18 protein-coding genes and 1 riboswitch are annotated in these 20,021 nt (G+C 73.3%); of the genes, 8 read left to right on the forward strand and 10 right to left on the reverse strand.

Going from position 1 to position 20,021, the window contains the following annotated elements:
* Positions 1-26 precede the first annotated feature (26 nt).
* Together DXZ73_RS09320 and DXZ73_RS09325 are read left to right on the forward strand one after the other, a co-directional pair.
* Entirely contained in the window at positions 27-2,078 is a 2,052-nt protein-coding gene (locus DXZ73_RS09320) for a S9 family peptidase (RefSeq protein WP_116210545.1), read from the forward strand.
* Between the two features lie 59 nt (positions 2,079-2,137).
* On the forward strand, positions 2,138-2,611 hold the full coding sequence (locus DXZ73_RS09325; protein WP_116210546.1) for a Rieske (2Fe-2S) protein: 474 nt from the start codon (positions 2,138-2,140) through the stop codon (positions 2,609-2,611).
* On the opposite strand, the gene DXZ73_RS09330 is transcribed toward DXZ73_RS09325, so the two are convergent.
* Positions 2,612-3,223 carry an isochorismatase family protein gene (locus DXZ73_RS09330; RefSeq protein WP_240351278.1) on the reverse strand — a complete coding sequence of 204 codons (612 nt, stop codon included), beginning with the start codon at positions 3,221-3,223 and terminating at the stop codon, positions 2,612-2,614.
* Between the two features lie 142 nt (positions 3,224-3,365).
* Here DXZ73_RS09330 and DXZ73_RS09335 point away from each other — a divergent pair, with 142 nt between their 5' ends.
* Positions 3,366-3,830: a pyridoxamine 5'-phosphate oxidase family protein gene (locus DXZ73_RS09335; protein WP_116210548.1), complete on the forward strand. Its 465-nt coding sequence runs from the start codon at positions 3,366-3,368 to the stop codon at positions 3,828-3,830.
* A gap of 31 nt (positions 3,831-3,861) precedes the next feature.
* Here DXZ73_RS09335 and DXZ73_RS09340 read toward each other — a convergent pair whose 3' ends face one another.
* Positions 3,862-4,782, reverse strand: a complete 921-nt coding sequence (locus tag DXZ73_RS09340) for a LysR family transcriptional regulator (protein ID WP_116210549.1) — start codon at positions 4,780-4,782, stop codon at positions 3,862-3,864.
* Positions 4,783-4,856: 74 nt separating this feature from the next.
* On the opposite strand from DXZ73_RS09340, the gene DXZ73_RS09345 reads away from it, so the two are divergent.
* Positions 4,857-5,867 carry a DMT family transporter gene (locus DXZ73_RS09345; RefSeq protein WP_116210550.1) on the forward strand — a complete coding sequence of 337 codons (1,011 nt, stop codon included), beginning with the start codon at positions 4,857-4,859 and terminating at the stop codon, positions 5,865-5,867.
* 45 nt (positions 5,868-5,912) lie between these two features.
* Here the strand turns inward: DXZ73_RS09345 and DXZ73_RS09350 are convergent, their stop codons facing one another.
* Positions 5,913-7,253, reverse strand: a complete 1,341-nt coding sequence (locus DXZ73_RS09350) for an aminotransferase class I/II-fold pyridoxal phosphate-dependent enzyme (protein ID WP_116210551.1) — start codon at positions 7,251-7,253, stop codon at positions 5,913-5,915.
* A 59-nt stretch (positions 7,254-7,312) separates the two neighbouring features.
* Here DXZ73_RS09350 and DXZ73_RS09355 point away from each other — a divergent pair, with 59 nt between their 5' ends.
* Entirely contained in the window at positions 7,313-8,023 is a 711-nt protein-coding gene (locus tag DXZ73_RS09355) for a pyridoxamine 5'-phosphate oxidase family protein (RefSeq protein ID WP_116215509.1), read from the forward strand.
* Here DXZ73_RS09355 and DXZ73_RS09360 read toward each other — a convergent pair.
* The 4 genes from DXZ73_RS09360 to DXZ73_RS09375 form a co-directional block, all read right to left on the reverse strand.
* Positions 8,010-9,041: a DMT family transporter gene (locus DXZ73_RS09360; RefSeq protein ID WP_116210552.1), complete on the reverse strand. Its 1,032-nt coding sequence runs from the start codon at positions 9,039-9,041 to the stop codon at positions 8,010-8,012. The genes DXZ73_RS09355 and DXZ73_RS09360 overlap by 14 nt on opposite strands.
* Positions 9,042-9,199: 158 nt before the next feature.
* Positions 9,200-10,192: an EamA family transporter gene (locus DXZ73_RS09365; RefSeq protein WP_116210553.1), complete on the reverse strand. Its 993-nt coding sequence runs from the start codon at positions 10,190-10,192 to the stop codon at positions 9,200-9,202.
* A gap of 12 nt (positions 10,193-10,204) precedes the next feature.
* On the reverse strand, positions 10,205-10,771 hold the full coding sequence (locus tag DXZ73_RS09370) for a Clp protease N-terminal domain-containing protein (RefSeq protein ID WP_240351279.1): 567 nt from the start codon (positions 10,769-10,771) through the stop codon (positions 10,205-10,207).
* A gap of 187 nt (positions 10,772-10,958) precedes the next feature.
* Positions 10,959-11,642: a PadR family transcriptional regulator gene (locus tag DXZ73_RS09375; RefSeq protein ID WP_240351711.1), complete on the reverse strand. Its 684-nt coding sequence runs from the start codon at positions 11,640-11,642 to the stop codon at positions 10,959-10,961.
* 69 nt (positions 11,643-11,711) lie between these two features.
* On the opposite strand from DXZ73_RS09375, the gene DXZ73_RS09380 reads away from it, so the two are divergent.
* On the forward strand, positions 11,712-12,527 hold the full coding sequence (locus tag DXZ73_RS09380; protein ID WP_116215510.1) for a PhzF family phenazine biosynthesis protein: 816 nt from the start codon (positions 11,712-11,714) through the stop codon (positions 12,525-12,527).
* Positions 12,528-12,598: 71 nt separating this feature from the next.
* On the opposite strand, the gene DXZ73_RS09385 is transcribed toward DXZ73_RS09380, so the two are convergent.
* Positions 12,599-13,435 carry a CPBP family intramembrane glutamic endopeptidase gene (locus DXZ73_RS09385; RefSeq protein ID WP_116210556.1) on the reverse strand — a complete coding sequence of 279 codons (837 nt, stop codon included), beginning with the start codon at positions 13,433-13,435 and terminating at the stop codon, positions 12,599-12,601.
* Positions 13,436-13,538: 103 nt separating this feature from the next.
* Positions 13,539-15,041, reverse strand: coding sequence for a glutamate--cysteine ligase (locus DXZ73_RS09390; protein WP_116210557.1), 1,503 nt, complete (start codon positions 15,039-15,041; stop codon positions 13,539-13,541).
* A gap of 492 nt (positions 15,042-15,533) precedes the next feature.
* On the opposite strand from DXZ73_RS09390, the gene DXZ73_RS09395 reads away from it, so the two are divergent.
* Both DXZ73_RS09395 and DXZ73_RS09400 read left to right on the forward strand, forming a co-directional pair.
* Entirely contained in the window at positions 15,534-16,121 is a 588-nt protein-coding gene (locus DXZ73_RS09395; protein WP_116210558.1) for a hypothetical protein, read from the forward strand.
* 308 nt (positions 16,122-16,429) lie between these two features.
* Positions 16,430-16,636: a DUF5999 family protein gene (locus DXZ73_RS09400; protein WP_205519140.1), complete on the forward strand. Its 207-nt coding sequence runs from the start codon at positions 16,430-16,432 to the stop codon at positions 16,634-16,636.
* Between the two features lie 180 nt (positions 16,637-16,816).
* On the opposite strand, the gene gcvP is transcribed toward DXZ73_RS09400, so the two are convergent.
* On the reverse strand, positions 16,817-19,699 hold the full coding sequence (gene gcvP, locus DXZ73_RS09405; protein WP_116210560.1) for an aminomethyl-transferring glycine dehydrogenase: 2,883 nt from the start codon (positions 19,697-19,699) through the stop codon (positions 16,817-16,819).
* Positions 19,700-19,883: 184 nt separating this feature from the next.
* Positions 19,884-19,991, reverse strand: a riboswitch (glycine riboswitch).
* Positions 19,992-20,021 lie beyond the last annotated feature (30 nt).

Here is a 20,021-nt window from a genome sequence, read left to right on the forward strand (position 1 = left end):
GCCCGCTCCCTGTCAGGGTGCCCGCCATGGATCTCTCCGCGTTCCCCCGCCGTTTCGCCCGCAGCCGGCGCTTCTCGCTCGGCGCCCCGAACCGTTTCACCGTCTCCCCCGACGGCCGCCGCGTCGTGTTCACCCGCACCCGGGACGGCCTGGACCCGCTCGGCGAGCTGTGGCTGTACGAGGACGGGCGGGAACGGCTGCTCGCCTCGCCCCGGGCCGCGGACGGGGAGATACCGGAGGCGGAGCGGATCCGGCGGGAGCGGGCACGCGAACGGTCCGGGGGCATCGTGTCGTACGCGACGGACCGGGACGTCCGGCTGGTCGTGCACACCGCCGACGGCGCGCTCCACGCGGTCCGCACGTCCGGCGGGGCGCCCTTCCCCCTGCCCGCCGCGGGCCCGGCGGTGGATCCCCGGCCCTCCCCCGACGGCCGCCACGTCGCCTATGTCACCGACGGCGCGCTGCGCGTGATGTCCCTGGACGGCGTGGAGCGGCTGTGTCTGGCACCGGAGGCTCCCGAGGTCGCCTACGGTCTGGCCGAGCACGCCGCCGCCGAGTCGATGGGCCGGCAGCGCGGCTACTGGTGGGCGCCCGGCGGCGACGCCCTGCTCGTCGCCCGCGTGGACCCCACCCCCATGCCCCTGTGGCATCTCGGCGACCCGGCCGACCCGGCGAAGCCACCCCGGGCCTTCCGCTATCCGGCGGCCGGCACCGCCAATGCCGAGGTCACCCTTCATGTGGTGACGCTCGACGGCGAGCGCACCGAAGTGGTGTGGGACCGGGCGGCCTTCGAATATCTCGCCACGGTTCACTGGGACGCGCACGGCCCGGTGATCGGCGTGCAGAGCCGCGACCAGCGGCTGCTGCACGTGCTGGAAGTGGACCCGGACACGGGCGCGACGCGGCTGCTGCACGAGAGGCGCGACCGGGCGTGGGTGGAGCTGGTGCCCGGCACCCCGGCCCGTACGGCCTCCGGCACACCGGCCGTCCCCTGGGAGCGGGGCGGCACCAGGCGGCTGAGGATCGGCGATTTCCTCACTCCTGACGGCCTCCAGGTCGCCGAGGTGCTCGGGACGGACGGCGAGCGGGTCCTGTTCACCGCCTGGGACGGCCCGTTCGAGCGCCATGTGTGGTCGTACGGGCCGGAGGGCGGCCTCGTCCGGCTGAGCCGGGAGCCCGGGGTGCACACCGCGGCCATGGGCGGGCCCACGGTGGTGCTCGACAGCCGGACCCCCGACGGGCACTGCGTGACGGTCCTCCGTGACGGCGAGCCCGTCGGCACGATCCGCTCCCTGGTCGCCGATCCCCTGGTCGTGCCGCGACCGGAGTTCCTGACGCTCGGCGGGCGGGAGCTGCCCGGCACCCTCTTCCTGCCGTCCTGGCACGAGCCGGGCGCACGGAGGCTGCCGGTGCTGCTCTTCCCGTACTCCGGGCCAGGGGTGCGGCTGGCCGTGCGGGCGCGCACCTGGGCGGCGTGCGTGGCTCAGTGGTTCGCCGAGCAGGGCTTCGCCGTGCTGACGGTGGACGGCCGGGGGACGCCGGGGCGCGGACCGGCGTGGGAGAAGGCGGTCCACGGCGACCAGTTGACGCCCGTGCTGGAGGACCAGATCGACGGGTTGCGGGCGGCGGCCGCGCACTGCCCGGACCTGGACCTGGGCCGGGTGGGCATCCGCGGTTGGTCGTTCGGCGGCACGCTCGCGGCGGCCGCGGTGCTCAGGCACCCGGAGGTCTTCCACGCGGCGGTCTCGGGCGCGGCCCCGAGCGACCAGCGGCTGTACGACACGCACTGGAAGGAGCGGTTCCTCGGCCACCCGGACGAGGAACCGGAGAACTACGCCCGCTCGTCCACGATCCATGATGCGCCGCTGCTGCGCCGGCCGCTGCTGCTGGTCCACGGCATGGCGGACGACAACGTGGCCGCGGCCCACACGCTGCGGATGTCCGCGGCGCTGCTGGCGGCGGGCCGGCCGCACTCGGTGCTGCCGCTGTCCGGCGCGACCCATATGGCGGGTGGTGGCTCGGCCGGGCAGTTGCTGCTGTTCGAGTTGGATTTCCTGAGAAACGCGCTGAATCACTGAACACGGGCACCACCAGGGCCGTATGACTCCAGGGAACCGACAAGTCCAGAGGAGCGAACATGACGCACACGTCACCGGCCGGGCCCGGCGCGAGCCGTCGTACCGTCGTCGCGGCCGCCGGGGCCTCCGGCCTCGTCGCCGCGCTCGCCGCGTGCGGCTCGGGCGACAAGAAGAGCACCCCGGCACCGGCGTCACCCGAGACCCCCGCCGCCCCCGGGGCCTCCACCGCCCCCTCATCGGCCGCGGCCGGGGCGCTGGCGAGGACCGGCGACATCCCGGAGGGCGGCGGGAAGGTCTTCGCGGACCGCAAGGTGGTGGTGACCCAGCCGGTGAAGGGCGAGTTCAAGGCGTTCTCTGCGATCTGCACGCACGAGGGCTGCGTGGTGCGGGACGTATCGGGCGGCACCATCAACTGCCCGTGCCACGGCAGTAAATTCAGCGCTTCGGACGGCAGCGTGCGGCACGGGCCGGCGCAGCGGCCGCTGCCCGCGGAGCGGGTCACGGTGCAGGGGGACACGATCCGGCTGGCGTGATCAGCCCTTGCGGTGGGGGCCGCGCCACTCGCGCAGAAGATCCTCGGTGGTGGTCAGGGCGGCGACGAGCGCGAGGGTGTGGCGGATCATCGCCGCCGTGTAGTCGGCGGGCACCCCGGCGATGGCGTCGGTGGGGACGACCGCGGTGTAGCCGAGGTTGACGGCGTCGAAGACGGTGTTGGGGATCGCGACGTTGGCCGAGACGCCGGTGACCACGAGGGTGCGGCAGCCGAGGTTGCGCAGCAGCGCGTCGAGGCCCGTGCCGGCGAGGGGCGAGAGCCCGTGCAGCCGCCGTACGACGAGGTCCGCGTCGGTGACCGGGATCGGGTCGGCGACGCGGACGGCCGTGGTGCCGGCCAATTGCCGCACGGGCAGCCGCTCGACGGCGCGCAGGAGCGGCGCGTTGCGCCCGGCCCCGCGGCCGTCGGGGCGGCGCTCGGCCACGGCGTGCACGACCTGGATGTCCGCGGTGTGCGCGGCGGCGACGAGGCGGGCGACGCGGGCGAGGACGCCGGAGGCGCGAGCGGTGGCGGCGAGCTCGGGCAGGGCGCTGTCCGGCCCTATGACGCCGCGCTGGCATTCCACGGTGAGCAACACGGTCTCGGACGGCACGGCGGGCTCCCTCACGGAGGCGGGTCGGTCGGCGCTGGGCGCGATTTTCCCGCAGGGGAAAGAGACCGTCACCCATTGCGCGGCACCGCGAGGCGCCCCACGCTTTCTGACACACAGTCAGACGAGCGAAGGGGCAGACCAGATGGCCACCATCCAACGCCGGGGCCGCCGCATCATGATGACCTCCACGGAGCTCGACGCCTTCCTCACGGAACAGCGCACCTGCCGGGTCGCGACGATCAGCCGGAACAGCCCCCACGTCACCCCTCTGTGGTTCGTCTGGGACGGTCACGCCCTCTGGCTGTACTCCCTCGTCCGCAGCCGCCGCTGGGCCGAACTCCGGCGCGACGCCCGCATGGCGGCGGTGATCGACGACGGCCGGGCGTACGGAGAACTGCGCGGGGTCGAGCTCACCGGGACGGCCGCCTTCGTCGGCGAGGCACCGCGCACCGGGCGGGCGTGCCCCGGGCTCGACGCCCCGGAGGCCCTGTTCGCCGCGAAGTACTTCGGCCTGCAGGCCATGCCGCACGACGGCCGCCACGCCTGGCTGCGACTGGTCCCGGAGACGCTGACGTCCTGGGACTTCCGCAAACTGCCGCACGGCTGACGGCTTCCGCGGCGCGGCGGGGAGGGGAGCCTCAGCCCCGCTCGCCCCACTGGGAGACCTTCTCCCCCGCCGAGCGCAGCGCGTCGACCGCCGCGCGGATCGACGGCCTCCGGTCGGCGTCGGCGCGCCACACCGCGTAGACGTGGCGGCACATCGTGTGGCGCACGGGCACCACGCGCACCCCTTCCGGCACGGGTCCCCGGCCGAGGCGGGGGGCGACGGCGACGCCGAGCCCGGCCGCGATCAGCGCGAGCTGGGTGTGGTGTTCCTCGGCCATGTGGGAGAAGCGGGGCTCGATGCCCTTGCCGCGCAGCGTGAACATCAGCCAGTCGTGGCAGAACCCACCGCTGGGCCAGGAGATCCATTCGTCGTCGGCGAACTCCTCCAGGTCCACCTCGTCCCGGTCGGCGAGCGGGTGGCCGACGGGCATCGCGACATCGGCGGGGTCGTCGAGGAGGGGCGCCTTGGCCAGGCCCTCCGGCATGGGCAGCGGCTTGTTGTACCAGTCGAGGACGACCGCGAGGTCGATGTCGCCGCGCACCACGCGCGGCACCGCGATGTCCGGGTCCATCTCCGTCAGCCGCGCGCGCAGTTGGGGGTGGGCCTGGCGCAGCTCGGCGAGGGCGGCCGGGAAGAGGCCGCGGGCCGCGGTGGGGAAGGCGCCGACCAGCAGTTCGCCGACGGCCCGGCCGCGCTGGGCCTCCAGATCGGCCTGGGCGAGCTCGACCTGGGAGAGGATCCGCGAGGCGTGGTCGGCGAGCAGCCGTCCGGCGTCGGTGAGGCGCACGCCGCGGCCCTGCTTGGCCAGCAGCTGCTGGCCGGTCTCCCGCTCCAGCTTGGCGAGCTGCTGCGATACGGCCGAGGTCGTCACATGCAGCCCGTCGGCCGCACCGCTGACGGAGCCGTGGCGGGCAACGGCACTGAGGGTCCGCAGGCGGTCCAGGTTCAACATATAAGTGATGCTACGTGATGGTGCGCATTTTTATTTGCTTGTTCTAATGCGTCACGGCCGCCATTGTTGTGCTCATGCGCACCACGACCACCGCTCACGCCTCCTCCACGTCTCCCACCTCTTCGAGCACGACGGCTTCGACCACGACGGCCGCGAGTGGCACGGACCCTGCCGCCCTCGGCCAACGGGGCCGCCCCGCCGTGGACTGGCGGATCCGGTTCGGCGCGCTCGCCCTCATCTGGGGGTGCAGCTTCCTGTTCATCAAGGTGGGCACCGACGGCTTCGCCCCGCTCTACGTCTCGCTCGGCCGCATGCTGTTCGGCACGGCCGTGCTCGGCGTGGCACTGGCCGTCAAACGGGAGCGGCTGCCGCGCGGCGCCCGCACCTGGGGCCATCTCGCCGTCGCGGCGTTCCTGCTCAACGCCCTGCCCTTCACGCTGTTCGCCTACGCCGAGCTGAGCATCCCCTCCACGCTCGCGGGCATCTGCAACGCCACGACCCCGCTCTGGGGCATGGTGCTCTCGCTGGTCGCGCTGTCCGAGGACCGGCCGACCCGGCGCCGCTTCGCCGGGCTGGGCGTCGGCTTCCTCGGTGTGCTCACCGTGCTCGGCGCCTGGCAGGGCTTCTCCGGGCAGGACCCGGCGGGCACGGTGATGGCGCTGGTCGCCTCGGCCAGCTACGCGGTCGGCTGGATCTATGTGCGGCGCACCCTCTCCTCGACCGGCGGCTCCCACCTGTCGACGGCCGGCGGCCAGCTCCTCCTCGGCACCGTCCAACTCGCCGTCGTCGCGCCGCTGGTCAGCCCCCTGCCGACCTCCTTCCCCGCCGTGTCCGTGCTGGCGGTCTTCGCGCTCGGCGCGCTGGGCACCGGGGTCGCCTTCCTCGTGCAGTACGGGCTGGTGGCCGAGGTCGGACCGACGACCGCGACCCTGACGACGTACTTCACCCCGGTCGTCGCCACGGTGGCGGGCGTCGCCCTCCTCGGCGAGCGGCTCTCCTGGAACACCCCGGTCGGCGCACTGATCGTGCTCGCCGGTGCGGCGCTCACCCAGAGCAAGGCCAAGCCGAAGGCCGCCCGGAGCTGACCCGGGAGGCACAGGACGGACCCGCGGGAGCCGCCGGTACGGGCGTCAGTCGTAGCGTCCGTACCGCCCCGCCGTGACCGGGCCGGTCGCGGACGCCAGCGCGTCCGCGACCGGCCCTATGTCGTCCATGGCCAGCGGGGACACGGTCAGCCGCACGGCCGGGGGCGACGCGAGCCGGAAGCGGGCGCCGGGCGCCACCGCCCAGCCCGCGTGCAGCAGGCGCGCCACCGCCGCCGTCTCGTCGGGCACCGGCAGCCAGACGTTCATCCCGCTGCGCCCGTGCGCCGTGATCCCGCGCTCGCGCAGTGCCGCGACGAGCGCCTCCCTGCGCCGGCCGTACGACGCGGCGACCGCCCCGGGATCCACCGCGCCGCTCCGCCACAGGTACATCACGGCGTCCTGCAGCAGATGGCTGACCCAGCCGGGGCCGAGGCGCTGCCGCCCGCGCACCCGGTCCACGGTGACGGCGTCGCCGGTGAGCAACGCGAGCCGCAGGTCGGGGCCGTACGCCTTGGCGGCGGAGCGCACGACGACCCAGTGGTCGGTGGCGCCGGCCAGCGGCCACAGGGGCAGGTCGACGATGCCGTGGCCGTGGTCGTCCTCGATCAGCAGGACCTGAGGATGGTCCGTGAGGACGGCGCGCAGCTCACGCGCGCGTGCCGCGCCGATCGCCGCCCCCGTGGGATTCTGCGCCCGGTCGGTGACCACCAGCGCCCGCGCGCCCTCGCGCAGCGCACGGTCCACGTCATCGGGCAGCGGGCCGTCGTCGTCGAGTCGCACGGGGACGGGCCGCAGCCCGAGGGCCGGGACGAGGTCGAGCAGGCTGCCCCAGCCCGGGTCCTCGACGGCGACGGCGTCGCCGGGCCGCAGATGCGCGGCGAGGGCGCGCTCCATGGCGTCGAGCGCCCCCGAGGTAACCGCGACCGGGCCCTCCGGCACCCCGTCGGCGGCGAAGGCGGCGCGCGCCATCCGCTCCAGCTCGGTGTCCACGGCGGGTGCCCCGTAGAGCACTGGGCGCTCGGCGGCGCTCGCCGCCGCGGCGGCGAGCGCCGCACCGAGCGGGGGCAGCAGCGCGGGGTCGGGGTTGCCCGTGGAGACGTCCCGCACGCCTTCGGGCGCCTCCACGCGGATCAGCTCGCGCGAGGTGCTGGCCGGGCGGTGGCGCACGCGGCTGCCCCGGCGCCCGGCCGTCTCGATCACACCACGGTCGCGCAGGATGCGGTAGGCGGCCCCGACCGTATTGGGATTGACGTCCAGCTGTATGGCCAACTCGCGGATGGGCGGCAGCAGTTCGCCGGGCGCGAGCAGCCCGGCCCCCACGGCCCGCTCCACGCTGGTGGAGATGTCCGCTGCGCGGCGTCCTTCGATCCGATACTCTCCTAGCACAAAGCCCAGTATGCACTAGTGCAATGGAGTTCGCCATGGCAATTCCCGTCGACGCCGCCATGTCCGCCGCATCCGTCACGCCTGACGCATCCACCCCACCCGCCGCATCCGGGCAGAGCTCGTACGAGCGGACCGAGCGGAGCACCCCGACCCGTTACCGCGACCGCGCCTCCTACGACCGGGAGCTGGTCCACTCGATCCTCGACGCGGGCTACGTCTGCCACCTCGGCTTCCTGCGCGACGGCGCCCCCGTCGTCCTGCCGACGCTCTACGGACGGATCGGCGAGCGCCTCTACGTGCACGGCTCGACCGGCTCGCGCCCACTGCGGAGCGCGGGCCGGGAGGACGGCCCCGGCATGCCGGTCTGTGTGACCGTCACCCACCTCGACGGCCTGGTCCTGGCCCGCTCCGCCTTCCACCACTCGCTCAACTACCGCTCGGTCGTGGTGCACGGCACGGCCCGGCCGGTGACCGAGGAGGACGAGCTCCGCGCCGCCCTCGACGCCCTCGTGGACCAGGTCGTGCCGGGCCGGGCAGCGGACTCCCGCCCGCCGACGGCCAAGGAGCTCGCCGCGACGGCGGTCCTGCGCATCGACCTCACCGAGGTGTCCGCGAAGGTCCGCGCCGCCGGCCCCGGGGACGACGAGGAGGATCTCGCCCTCCCGTACTGGAGCGGCGTCGTCCCCGTGACCACCGCCTACGGCACCCCGGTCCCGGCCGACGACCTGGCCCCGGGCATACCGGTGCCCTCCTACCTCACCGCCCGCTGACCGGAGCCACCGGTTCGGTGGCCGCCGGGACGCGCGTCTCGGCGACGGCCAGCCCCGCCACCGCGCACAGCAGCACCGCCGTGCCCAGCGCGGTCGCGGCGGTCAGGTGTTCACCGAGCAGCAGCACCGCGATGACGGCGGCCGTGACCGGCTCCAGGAGCGTGACCACCGTGACGGTGGTGGCCCGTACGACGGCGAGGCCCGCGAAGAACAGCGCGTAGGCGAGCGCGGTCGGCACGCTCACCAGATACGCCGTCATCGCCAGCGTGCGGCCCAGTTCACGGGTGTGCGGCCACAGGCCCTCGACGGCCGCGAGCGGCAGCAGGCACGCCGCGCTGACCGCGAAGGACGTCAGCGTCGTGGTGAAGGGGTCCGACGCGCGCCCGGTGCGCCCCACGTGACGGCCGTGGACGGTGACGACCGCGTACCCGGCGGCGGAGAGCAGCGCCAGCCCCACCCCGGCGGGGCGCACCGCGCCCGTGCCGTCGTTGCCGAGCATCAGCACGGCCAGCCCGGCGAAGGCGCCGGACACCGCCGGCCGGCCGCCCGCGCCGAGCCGTTCACCCATGAACAGCCGCCCGCCCAGCGCCGCCAGCACCGGCGCGGCGCCCAGCGTGACGACGGTGCCGACGGTGACGCCGGTCGCCTGGACCGCCGCGAAGTAGGCGGCCTGGAAGACGGTGAGCCCGGCACCGGTGACGAGCAGGCGCGCGCACCGGCTCCGCGTCGTCTCGTGGGTCCGGGCGGGGTGCGCTCCGTCCGGTCGCGTACGGCGCGGCATCAACGCCCGGACGACCAGCAGGAGTACGAGGCCACCGGCCGTGCGCCAGAAGGTGAGCGCCATCGGCCCGAGCCCGCTGCTGCCCATGATCAGGTCGGCGCAGGGGCCCGTGGTCCCCCAGGAAGTGGCCGCGAAGGCGACGTAGAGGAGCCCCCGGGCGACGGGAAGCCGCCGGGCGGGGCGGGGCGCCGTGCCCGAAGACGGGCAGGACGAAAGAGAGGAAGGGACGGACTGCATGACTGGTTCTCCCGCGGAAGACATGAGGTGATCGCGTGGTCCCTGTGCGGGCAGCGGCGATCCGCCCGGGGGTGACACCCCGGGCCCGGTCCTCCGGGAGCGGCCGCCCGCGCTAGACGGCGGGAGGCGGCAGAACAGTCATCGGCATGACGGGCACCCTACGCGGACCTTGATCCGCTGGACAACTCCCCTTCGGCCGCGGCCGGGGCGCCCTCGCCCCGGGCCACCGGCTCCGGCACGGCCGCCTTGGGCGTCGACCGCTGCGCGATGAAGGCACCCAGCAGCACCACGGCCCCACCGATCGTCTGCGGTACGGAGAGGCTCTCGCCCAGCAGCACCCAGGCCAGCACGGTGGCGACGACCGCTTCCAGACACGCGACCACCCCGGCCACCTGCGGCGACAGCCGGCGTACGGAGATCACGCCGGTGAGATACGCGGCGACGGTCGCGATCAGCACGATCCAGGCGAGCAGCAGCGCGGCCGGAATCCCGCTTCCCTGCATATATGCCGTCCCGGTCAGCACCGACCAGTCCATGCCCCAGGGGCGCGCGACAACGGTCAGCAGAAGAGCGCCGACGAGAAGCCCGTAGGCGATGACACCGACGGGGTCGGCGGGCTCCTCGCCGTCACCGCCGTGGTCGGCCAGGACGAAATAGCCCACCTGGCAGCCCGCGGCACCGAGGGCGAGCAGCAGGCCCACCGCGTCGAAGCTCAGCCCCGACCAGATCTCGACCACACAGGCGAGACCGCCGACGGCGAGGAGGACGCCCACGGCCGCGGACCGGCTCACCGGCCGCCGCTGGACGAAGCGCACCCAGCCGAGCACCAGCGCGGGGGCGAGGTATTCGATGAGCAGGGCCACGCCGACGGGGATGCGCGAGATCGCCGCGAAGTAGCACGCCTGGACTCCGGCGACGCCCAGCAGTCCGAATCCGGCGAGCAGCGCCGGACGGCGGGTCACCAGGGCCCGGTGGCGCCAGGCGGCGGGCAGCATGACCAGCGCCGCCCCGGCCACCCGCAGCCACACGACATGGAGCGGGTCGAGGCCCGCCTGTATCAGCGGCTTGGCCGCCACACCCGATCCGCCGAACGCGAGCGCCGACACGACGGCCGGCCCCAGACCGGTGCTTCTCCCCCGGGATCTCTCCATGGGGGCAGCATTTCAGTTGGCGACAGGACTGTCACCCCTTTCACTCATGACAGCTGTCGGCTCATGAGCTGTGGCGTCGAGTCGCGCGACGAGCAGATCGGTGTCGACCCCGGCTCTGCGCAGCACCTCGGCGGCCCGGCAGCCGCGGTCCCGGGCGAGAGCGGCGAGCAGGTCGACCCCTTCGGCCCGCTCCGCACCCCGCGCGCAGGCCCGGGCGAGCGCGCCCTCCATCGCCGCGGCCGCGGCGGGCGACCAGTCCGGCGACCGGCCGACGGGGAACGCGGGCAGCGCGCCGGAGTCCTCGGCCGTGCCGCTCCAGCGCAGCCCGTAGCCGATGGTCCGCTGGACGAGATAGCCGAGCAGCCGTACGACCGCGCCCGCACCGCCCTCCTCCAGCGACCGCCGCGCCTCCGGGTCCGCCTCGAGCAGCGTGTGCAGCAGGTGGGCGGTGTCGATCTGACGGTCGGCGTCGCGCACGGCGCGCCTGCGGGCACCCGCGGCCGCCGAGGCCAGCTCGATGCTGAACCGGCCCGCGCAGACGGTGCCGGCCGGTCCGCTGTCACATGTACGGCTTTGCACCCTTCCACCCCACCAGGAACGCGCCGTCGGAGCATCCCCGGCGGGAAGCATTCGCGCATCCGACGAGAGGTGGGCACGGGCGGCGGGCGCCTCCTCCTTGAGGAGGACAAAGGGCGGACGCGTCTCAGGGACGCCGGTGCCCCCGCGGGAGATCCCGCGGGGGCACCGGCTCCTCGGCTCCGTGACCTCAGCCCTCGTCGGCGAGGATCAGATAGAGCTTCTTGCGCGATTCGTTGACGATCTCCAGCGCCTTCTGACGCTGCTCCTTGCTGCCGGTCTTCCAGACCTGCCCGAAGGCCTCCATCAGCCCGAAGCCCGCCTGCCGGATCTCCTGCATCGCCTCCCAGTCGACCCCTCGGCCGACCTCTTCCCAAGGCGTCTGCGAGCCCGCGTCCGCCTCGGTGCGGCCCGCGTCGGTGAGCGTGAACAGCTTCTTGCCGCCCTCGCTCACGCTCTCGATCAGGCCCTCGTCCTCCAGCATCTGGAGCGTCGGGTAGACGGAGCCGGGGCTCGGCTTCCAGGCGCCGCCGCTGCGTTCGGCGATCTCCCGGATCATCTCGTAGCCGTGCATCGGCCGGTCCTTCAGCAGCGCCAGGATCGACGCGCGCACATCACCGCGCCGGGCCCTGCCGCCCGGGCCGCCGCCGCGCCCGCGCCCCCACGGTCCCCCGCCGCCGAACGGCGGGCCGCCGAAGCCGGGCCCGAAGGGACCGAAGGCGGCGCGCCGCCCCTCGAAGTCGCCCCGGCCGCGCCGACCGGGTCCGTGGTGCTCGTGCTCATGTCCGTGTCCTTGTGAACGCCACACGACGTTCCTCCCATCGTTGATCGGTCGCGATACTTCAACGATATATCGGAACCGATCGAACGACAACACCTTTCCGGTCCAGTTCCCAGGCATTGGCTCTGGCCTGTGGCTTTGCCGGGCTTCTACGGTCCCGTCATGCGGATACGAATCGTCGACGCCTTCACCGACCGCCCCTTCGCCGGAAATCCGGCCGGGGTCCTCCTCTTCGACTCCGACGCCTTCCCCGACGACGACCGGCTCCAACGGATCGCCGCCGAGGTCAACCTCTCCGAGACCGCGTTCGCCCGCCGACTGCCCGACGGCGGCGACGCGGACTGGGCGCTGCGCTGGTTCACCCCGGTCGCGGAGGTCGACATGTGCGGCCACGCCACGCTCGCCACCGCGCACGTCCTGCACACGACGGGGGCCGCCACCGGGACCGTGCGCTTCTCCGCCCGCTGCGGGATCCTCACCGCGACCGCGCACGAGGACGGCTCGATCACCCTGGACTTCCCCACCGCGCCGCTCACCCCGACCGCCCCTCCCGAGGGTGTCGCGACGGCTCTGGGCGCCGAACCGGTCGGCACCCACGACACCGGCCCGAACATCGGCGACCTGCTGGTGGAGCTCGCCGACGAGAAGGCCGTACGGGCGCTGGCCCCCGACACCGCGGCGCTCGGCCGGCATTCCCGCCGGGGCATCATCGCCACCGCCGCGGCGGAGGACCCCTCGCGCGGCTACGACTACGTCTCGCGCTGCTTCTTCCCCAACGTCGGCATCGACGAGGACCCCGTCACGGGCAGCGCGCACACCGCGCTGGCCCCGTTCTGGTCCGCCCGCCTGGGCCGCGAGGACCTGACGGGCCTCCAGGCGTCCGCGCGCACCGGTCTCGTACGCACCTCGGTGCGCGGCGACCGCACACTGCTGACCGGCACCGCCGTCACCGTCATCGACGGCGAACTGCTCGCCTAGACGCGCCTAGACGGGGCGGAACGCGATGGGGCGGGGGCCGCCGGACGGCCCCCGCCCCATCGCACCGTGGGTCACGCCGTGGGCAGCCAGCCCACCTTGCCCGCGAGCAGCGCGTAACCGACGAAGGCCACGATGTCGATCAGGGCGTGCGCGGCGACCAGCGGCCCGACCCGCCCCCAGCGCCGGTAGAGCAGCACGAACACGACGCCCATCACCATGTTGCCGATGAACCCGCCGATCCCCTGGTACAGGTGGTACGAGCCGCGCAGCACGGCGCTCGCCGCCAGGGCCGCCATCGGCGTCCAGCCCAGCTGCCCCAGCCGGCGCAGGAGATAGCCGACGACCACGACCTCCTCCAGCACGGCGTTCTGCACGGCGGAGGCGATCAGGACAGGCAGCTTCCACCACACGTCGGGCAGCGACTCGGGCACCACCGTCAGGTTGAACCCCGCGGCCCGTACGCCGAGGTAGAAGAGCAGCCCGGTGCCGCCGATGGCCGCCGCGACCGCCGTGCCCCGGGCCAGGTCGGAGCCGGGGCGCCGCCGGTCGAAGCCGATGGCCCGCAGGCCCGCGCCCTCGCGGAGCAGCAGGTGGGCGACGAGGAAGACGGGCACCAGCGCGGTCGCGATGCCGAAGACCTGCCAGGCGAGGTCCAGCCAGGGGCGGCCGGGGGCGTGCGAGGCGTTGAGCCGGGCGGCCTGTTGCTCCAGGCCGCCGGGGCGGGTGGCCGCTCCGACGAAGCTGATCAGCGAGGACACGGCGCTGGCCCCGAGCGACAGGGCCAGGACGAGGAGGGTCTCCCCGCCCAGCAGCCGGCGGGCGGCCGCCTCGGCGCTCGGCAGGGTGCCGACTTCACCCCGCCCGTTCTGCGGCACGACCGCCTCCACCTTGCGTATCCCCAGCGTCATGGGCCCCCAGCTTGTCAAACGCCGGGCGGGCTGGGAAATCCAGCCCGCCGACGGGGAGTCCGGGGACACGCGGTGCGGGCGCGTCAGAGGGAGGGACCCGCCGTCAGCTCCCCAGCCCCGCCCTCCACAGGTGCACCGGCTCCCCCGTGCGCATCAGCTCGCAGTACCGACGCGTGGTGGCGGCCAGGGCCTTGTCCCGCCCCAACCCCCGCTCCAGCGCCCGGTGGTACGTGGCCGCCTGCCAGGACGCCCCGTTCGTCCGGCGCGCGCAGCGGCCTTCGATGACGCCGAGATAGCGGTCGCGGTCGGCGGGTTCGACGCCCCACGCGTCGAGCCCGGCGGCGGCCAGCGGCAGCAGTTCCTCCTGGACGAGCCGCACGGCGGGCATCCGTACGAGCGGCGCGTTCCGGCCGCCCTTCGGCCAGCGCAGCCAGGCGTCGATGCCGTGGCGGCATGCGGTGTCGAAGTTGTCCGCGGCGACCGCGAAGGGCATCCGGGTCCACACCGGGCGGGACTCCTCCGCGAGCGCGCGGATCAGCCCGTAGTAGAAGGCGGCGTTGGCGATGACATCGGTGACCGTGGGGCCCGCGGGCAGCACCCTGTTCTCGACCCGCAGGTGGGGGACGCCGTCGGCTATCCCGTAGACCGGCCGGTTCCAGCGGTAGACCGTGCCGTTGTGCAGGATCAGTTCGTTCAGCGCGGGCACCTTGCCCTCCTCCAGCGCCCGGAGCGGGTCCTCCGGGTGGGAGATGGGCAGCAGCGGCGGGAAGAAGCGCAGGTTCTCCTCGAAGAGGTCGTACGCCGAATCGATCCAGCGCTCCCCGAACCAGGTCCGCGGCCGGACCCCCTGCGCCTTCAGCTCGGGCGGGCGGGTGTCCGTGGACTGCACGAACAGCGGCGGCCGGGACTCGCGCCACAGTTCCCGCCCGAAGAGGAAGGGCGAGTTGGCCCCGACGGCGATCTGGGCGGCGGCGACGACCTGGGCGGCGTTCCACACGGCGGCGAACCGGCGCGGGGTGACCTGGAGGTGCAACTGCACGGAGGTGCAGGCGGATTCGGGGGCGATCGAGCCCGCGGTGCAGGTCAGCCGCTCCACGCCCTCGATGTCGATGGTGAAGTGCTCGCCCCGCGCGGCGACCACCTGGTCGTTGAGCAGCGCGTAGCGGTGGTCGTCGGAGAGGTTCGAGGAGACCAGGTGCCGGTCCTCCAGGGTCGGCAGAATGCCGATCATCACAATCCCCGAATCGACCTCCATAGCCTTGCGGTCGGCATAGGAAAGCCCGGTGCGCAACTCCTCGGAGAGCTGGTCGAGAACCCGCCCGGAGAGCTGGTGGGGGACAATGTTCACTTCGAGGTTGAAGCGGCCGAGTTCGGTCTGGAAATCCCCACTGGCGATACGTTTCAGCACTTCCGAGTTCACCATGCTCGGCATCCCGTCGGGTCCCGCGAGATTCAGCTCGATCTCCAGGCCCATAAGATTCCGGGGCCGGTCGAACCGCTTCTCCGCCAGCAGCCGCGCCAGCGCGTCCAGGCACTGCCGGAGCTTGTCCCGGTGGCGTTGCCGGTCGGCGAGGTCGAACCCCTCGGCCACCAGCTTCTCACCCATCGCAGCGCCCTCCTCACCTGGGCCGCCCGCGGCGTCGGCGGCCCGCGTCACGGTCGATGATGCCCAGCCAATGTGATCGATAACGCCCCGTCGGCACCGCATGCCCGGTAGGCTCTGCGAGGCGTGCGCCGTGGCACATTCCGTCGGCATGGTGCAATACTCCGGTTTTGCGCATTGCGCTGGTGATAAACACCGACGAGATCCAGCCTACCCTCCCCGGTGAATAACCCGAGGCGAGGGAAGAGAATTCGGCACAGAATCACCGAAACCACCCTTGGGCGATGCACCGGATTTCCTCTTGCGAGAAATACTCGCGACAGCTAGCCGAAACACCATGTGAACATGTGTCGTATAAACTTCGGAACAGGGCAGAGAGCAGCGCCCCGGCCCCGGCAGTCGGTACGGTCCCCGGCCCCCTCTGACCCCGCACGCCGACAGCGTCGTCCGCACCTGCCCAGCACCACGTGTCTCCGAAGTGAGAGGCGACCCACCATGCCGCTGCACGCCCTGACCGCCCCCGCGCCCGCCCTGCTCAGCATCGTCGCCGCACTCGGCTCCCCCACCGCCGTACGCGAGGCCCGCACCCCCTCCCTGCGGTCCGCGGCCGGGCCGCTGACCCCCGAACTCCCGCTTCCCGTACACGTCCTGGAGCAGGTCACCCCGCGCGGCGGCACCCCTCGCACCCGGCTCACCGGCTGGCGTTTCCTGATCCGGGGGCCCGAGCGCGCGGTGGCCGCGGGCGAGACGGCGCCGACCGCGGACGGCTGGGCGTTCTCCCACTTCTTCGAGGGGCCGTATCTCGCCTCCACCGAGCTCGCGGTGCGCCAGGCCGAGGCGCTGCCGACGCCGTACCAGCCACGGCTGCTGTCCGTGCCGGAGCTCTACATGCTCACCCTCTGGCTGCACGGCGACGTCGCCGCGGACGCGGCGTCCGGGCTGCCGGGCCCCGGCGACCTGCTGGTGCCGCTCGCCCCCGCGCCGCCCGGGATCGCCGCGCACCGCGCGCACCGCTTCGCCGAGCTGCTGTCCGTGCTCACCCACCGGCTCGCTCCGCCGCCGCTGCTCAAAACACCGGCCTGAGCCGCTCTCCGCAGTGGATCGGACACGCCCCGTGGCCCCGGCAGCCACGGGGCGTACATCTGTGCTCACCCTCCCGGACTAGCCCACCGCGGCCACGCCGAACCCCCCGAAGAGGCAGTCTTGTTGGCGGCAACCGCCCGCACGGGTGACGCGTCCTCATCGGGAGAGGAGCGCTGCCGGGAAATCCCTGCGGAATCGCGCCCGTGGGGCAACACTGGTATCGACCAAACCATTCGCCAACGGGGGGCGGCATGACCACAGCACCGAGCCGCAGGACAGCCACCACATCACAGCGAAAGAACCCTCCCATGTGCCAGCACCAGCCCATGTGCCCGTCAGCCGACTCCGCCGACCGGGAGGCCGCCCACCTCGTGGCACACTTCCCGGAACAGGGCTGGAGCCTGTTGTGCAACGGCGTCCTCTGCTTCGAGGACACCGGTGAGCTGCTGCCGGACGGGCAGATCATCGCCCCGCACCGGCCGCTGGGCACCGGTCATGTGGTGACCGCTGCCTGAAACGGCTCTACCGCACACGCAGTACGGGCACTGCGCACAGCGCGTATCCGCACCACGCACGGCAGTACCGCACAGCACCACGCACAGACAGGGGCCGGCCCGGCGCAGTCGCCGAACCGGCCCCGACTCGCGTCCGGCCTCAAGGGACCCGGGCGCCGCGCTCCCGGGTCCCGGTCGGGCTCAGCTGTCGTACTCCTCCATCGGAGGGCAGGAGCAGACGAGGTTGCGGTCGCCGTAGGCGCCGTCGACGCGCCGCACCGGCGGCCAGTACTTGTCGGCGGACACCCCGGCCGGGTACGCGGCCTCCTCGCGGGTGTACGGGTGCTCCCACGCGCCGGTCACCGAGGCGGCGGTGTGCGGGGCGTTCCGCAGCGGGTTGTCGTCCTTCGCCCACTCACCGGAGCCGACCTTCTCGATCTCGGCGCGGATGGCGATCATCGCCTCGCAGAAACGATCCAGCTCGGCGAGGTCCTCGCTCTCCGTCGGCTCGATCATCAGGGTGCCCGCGACCGGGAACGACATGGTGGGCGCGTGGAAGCCGTAGTCGATCAGCCTCTTGGCGACATCGTCGACGCTCACTCCCGTGGCCTTCGTCAGCGGCCGCAGGTCCACGATGCACTCGTGCGCCACCAGCCCGTTCGGACCGGTGTAGAGCACCGGGTAGTGGGGCTCCAGCCGCTTGGCGATGTAGTTGGCGCCGAGCACCGCGACCTGCGTGGCGTGCTTGAGGCCCTCGCCGCCCATCAGCCGGACGTAGGCCCAGGAGATCGGCAGGATGCCCGCGGAACCCCACGGAGCGGCCGAGATCGGGCCGACACCGGTCGCCGGGCCCGCGGCGGGCTGGAGCGGGTGGTTGGGGAGGTACGGCGCCAAGTGGGCGCGGACGCCGACCGGGCCGACGCCCGGACCGCCGCCGCCGTGCGGGATGCAGAACGTCTTGTGCAGGTTGAGGTGCGAGACGTCGCCACCGAACCGGCCCGGCTTGGCCACGCCCACCAGGGCGTTGAGGTTCGCCCCGTCCACGTAGACCTGGCCGCCCGCGTCGTGCACCAGCGCGCAGATGTCGCTGATGTGCTCCTCGAACACACCGTGCGTGGAGGGGTAGGTGACCATCAGGACGGCCAGCTCGTCGCCGTGCTGCGCGACCTTCGCGCGCAGGTCGTCGGCGTCCACCTCGCCGTCCTCGCCGGTCTTGACGACGACGACCTTCATCCCGGCCATCACGGCGCTGGCGGCGTTGGTGCCGTGCGCGGAGGACGGGATGAGACAGACGGTGCGCTGCTCGTCGCCGTTGGCGCGGTGGTAGGCCCGGACGGCCAGCAGGCCCGCGAGCTCGCCCTGGGAGCCGGCGTTCGGCTGGATGGAGACCTTGTCGTAGCCGGTGACCTCGGCGAGCCGCTCCTCCAGCTCCGTGATCAGCGTGAGGTAGCCGCCGGCCTGCTCCACGGGCGCGAAGGGGTGGAGCGCACCGAACTCGGGCCAGGTGACCGGCTCCATCTCGGTGGTGGCGTTGAGCTTCATGGTGCAGGAACCGAGCGGGATCATCCCGCGGTCCAGGGCGTAGTCCCGGTCGGCGAGGCTGCGCAGGTAGCGCAGCATCGCGGTCTCGGAGCGGTGCTCGTGGAAGACCGGGTGGGTGAGGTAGTCGTCGGTGCGCAGGAGGCCCTCGGGGAGGGCGTCCGGCGTGGTGGCGTCCAGCGCCTCGATGTCGGCGTCCACCCCGAACGCCGACCACACGGAGGCCACGAGCTCACGGGTGGTGGTCTCGTCGCAGGCGATCCCGACCAGGTCGGCGTCGATCGGCCGGAGGTTGACGCCGCGGTCACGGGCGTCGGCGACGACCTCGGCGGCCCGGCCCGGGACTCTCACGGTCAGGGTGTCGAAGTACGAGCCGTGCGCGACCTCGACGCCACCGGCCCGCAGCCCCGCCGCGAGCAGCGTGGCGTAGCGGTGGGTGCGCCGGGCGATCGAGGCGAGGCCGTCGGGGCCGTGGTAGACGGCGTACATTCCGGCCATGACGGCGAGCAGCACCTGGGCGGTGCAGATGTTGCTGGTGGCCTTCTCGCGGCGGATGTGCTGCTCACGCGTCTGGAGGGCCAGGCGGTAGGCCTTGTTGCCGTCGGCGTCGACGGAGACGCCGACGAGCCGGCCGGGGAGGCTGCGGGCGAACTGTTCGCGTACGGCCATGAATCCGGCGTGCGGGCCGCCGAAGCCCATGGGGACGCCGAAGCGCTGGGTCGTGCCGACCGCGATGTCCGCGCCGAGCTCGCCGGGCGAGGTGAGCAGGGTGAGGGCGAGCAGGTCGGCGGCGACGGTGACGATCGCGCCGAGCTCGTGGGCGCGCTCGATGACCGGGCGCAGGTCGCGCACGGCGCCGGAGGCGCCGGGGTACTGCAGCAGCACGCCGAAGACCCCGCGCTCGGCGGTCTCCTCGGGGATGCCCTGGGAGAGGTCGGCGACGACGACCTCGACGCCGGTCGGTTCGGCGCGGGTCCGGATCACGGCGACGGTCTGCGGCAGGGTGTCGGCGTCGACGAGGAAGACGCCCTGCTTGACCTTGCCGACGCGGCGGGAGAGCGCCATGGCCTCGGCCGCCGCGGTGCCCTCGTCGAGCAGGGAGGCGCCGGAGGTGGGCAGGCCGGTGAGGTCGGCGACGACGGTCTGGAAGTTGAGGAGCGCCTCCAGCCGGCCCTGGGAGATCTCCGGCTGGTACGGGGTGTAGGCGGTGTACCAGGCCGGGTTCTCCATGACGTTGCGCAGGATCACCGGCGGGGTGAAGGTGCCGTGGTAGCCGAGCCCGATCATCGGGGCGAGCACCTGGTTGCGGTCGGCGAGCGAGCGCAGTTCGGCGAGGACCTCGGCCTCGCTGCGGGCCTCGGGCAGGGCCGAGGCCTCGGTGGCCTTGATCACGTCCGGCACGGCGGCGTCGGTGAGTTCGTCGAGGGAGCCGAATCCGACCTGGGCGAGCATCTTGGCCTGGGCCGCGCTGTCGGGCCCTATGTGGCGCCGCTCGAAGGGCGTGCCACGCTCCAGGTCGGAAAGGGAGATGCGGTGGGCTGTCATCTGCGGAGGCCTCCTGGTCATTGCGACCTGCGAGGGGTACCACGGCGCGGGTACCCGGACGGCCTCCCCCTCTGTCATCTCAACCTGAGAGCTTCACCGGGCCGCGGGGGACCGGCTTTCACCGTCGGTGAGGACGGGCTTCGGCGTCGTGCCTACCGGGGCCCGCCCTGCTTTCCAGAGTGACCTCGTCCATGCGGTACGTGTGCCTGAGAGATTCCGGGGAGGATTTGCTCCTTCGGCGCCCCCGTCGAAGCCCGGCAGGGCTCTCGGAGGACTCTCCCGCACGGGGTCTGCGGCCACTCGCCAGCCTACCAGCGCGGCC

It is taken from the genome of Streptoverticillium olivoreticuli subsp. olivoreticuli (assembly GCF_003391135.1).
Taxonomy (GTDB): Bacteria; Actinomycetota; Actinomycetes; order Streptomycetales; family Streptomycetaceae; genus Streptomyces; species Streptomyces blastmyceticus.

Bases quoted from the DNA above. Each gene is read 5' to 3' on its own strand.
- DXZ73_RS09400 (WP_205519140.1), top strand. From the start codon at position 16,430: ATGTGCCAGCACCAGCCCATGTGCCCGTCAGCCGACTCCGCCGACCGG.
- DXZ73_RS09320 (WP_116210545.1), top strand. From the start codon at position 27: ATGGATCTCTCCGCGTTCCCCCGCCGTTTCGCCCGCAGCCGGCGCTTC.
- DXZ73_RS09340 (WP_116210549.1), bottom strand. From the start codon at position 4,782: ATGTTGAACCTGGACCGCCTGCGGACCCTCAGTGCCGTTGCCCGCCAC.
- DXZ73_RS09365 (WP_116210553.1), bottom strand. From the start codon at position 10,192: ATGGAGAGATCCCGGGGGAGAAGCACCGGTCTGGGGCCGGCCGTCGTG.
- DXZ73_RS09345 (WP_116210550.1), top strand. From the start codon at position 4,857: ATGCGCACCACGACCACCGCTCACGCCTCCTCCACGTCTCCCACCTCT.
- DXZ73_RS09335 (WP_116210548.1), top strand. From the start codon at position 3,366: ATGGCCACCATCCAACGCCGGGGCCGCCGCATCATGATGACCTCCACG.
- DXZ73_RS09355 (WP_116215509.1), top strand. From the start codon at position 7,313: ATGTCCGCCGCATCCGTCACGCCTGACGCATCCACCCCACCCGCCGCA.
- gcvP (WP_116210560.1), bottom strand. From the start codon at position 19,699: ATGACAGCCCACCGCATCTCCCTTTCCGACCTGGAGCGTGGCACGCCC.
- DXZ73_RS09385 (WP_116210556.1), bottom strand. From the start codon at position 13,435: ATGACGCTGGGGATACGCAAGGTGGAGGCGGTCGTGCCGCAGAACGGG.
- DXZ73_RS09360 (WP_116210552.1), bottom strand. From the start codon at position 9,041: ATGCAGTCCGTCCCTTCCTCTCTTTCGTCCTGCCCGTCTTCGGGCACG.
- DXZ73_RS09380 (WP_116215510.1), top strand. From the start codon at position 11,712: ATGCGGATACGAATCGTCGACGCCTTCACCGACCGCCCCTTCGCCGGA.
- DXZ73_RS09395 (WP_116210558.1), top strand. From the start codon at position 15,534: ATGCCGCTGCACGCCCTGACCGCCCCCGCGCCCGCCCTGCTCAGCATC.
- DXZ73_RS09325 (WP_116210546.1), top strand. From the start codon at position 2,138: ATGACGCACACGTCACCGGCCGGGCCCGGCGCGAGCCGTCGTACCGTC.
- DXZ73_RS09390 (WP_116210557.1), bottom strand. From the start codon at position 15,041: ATGGGTGAGAAGCTGGTGGCCGAGGGGTTCGACCTCGCCGACCGGCAA.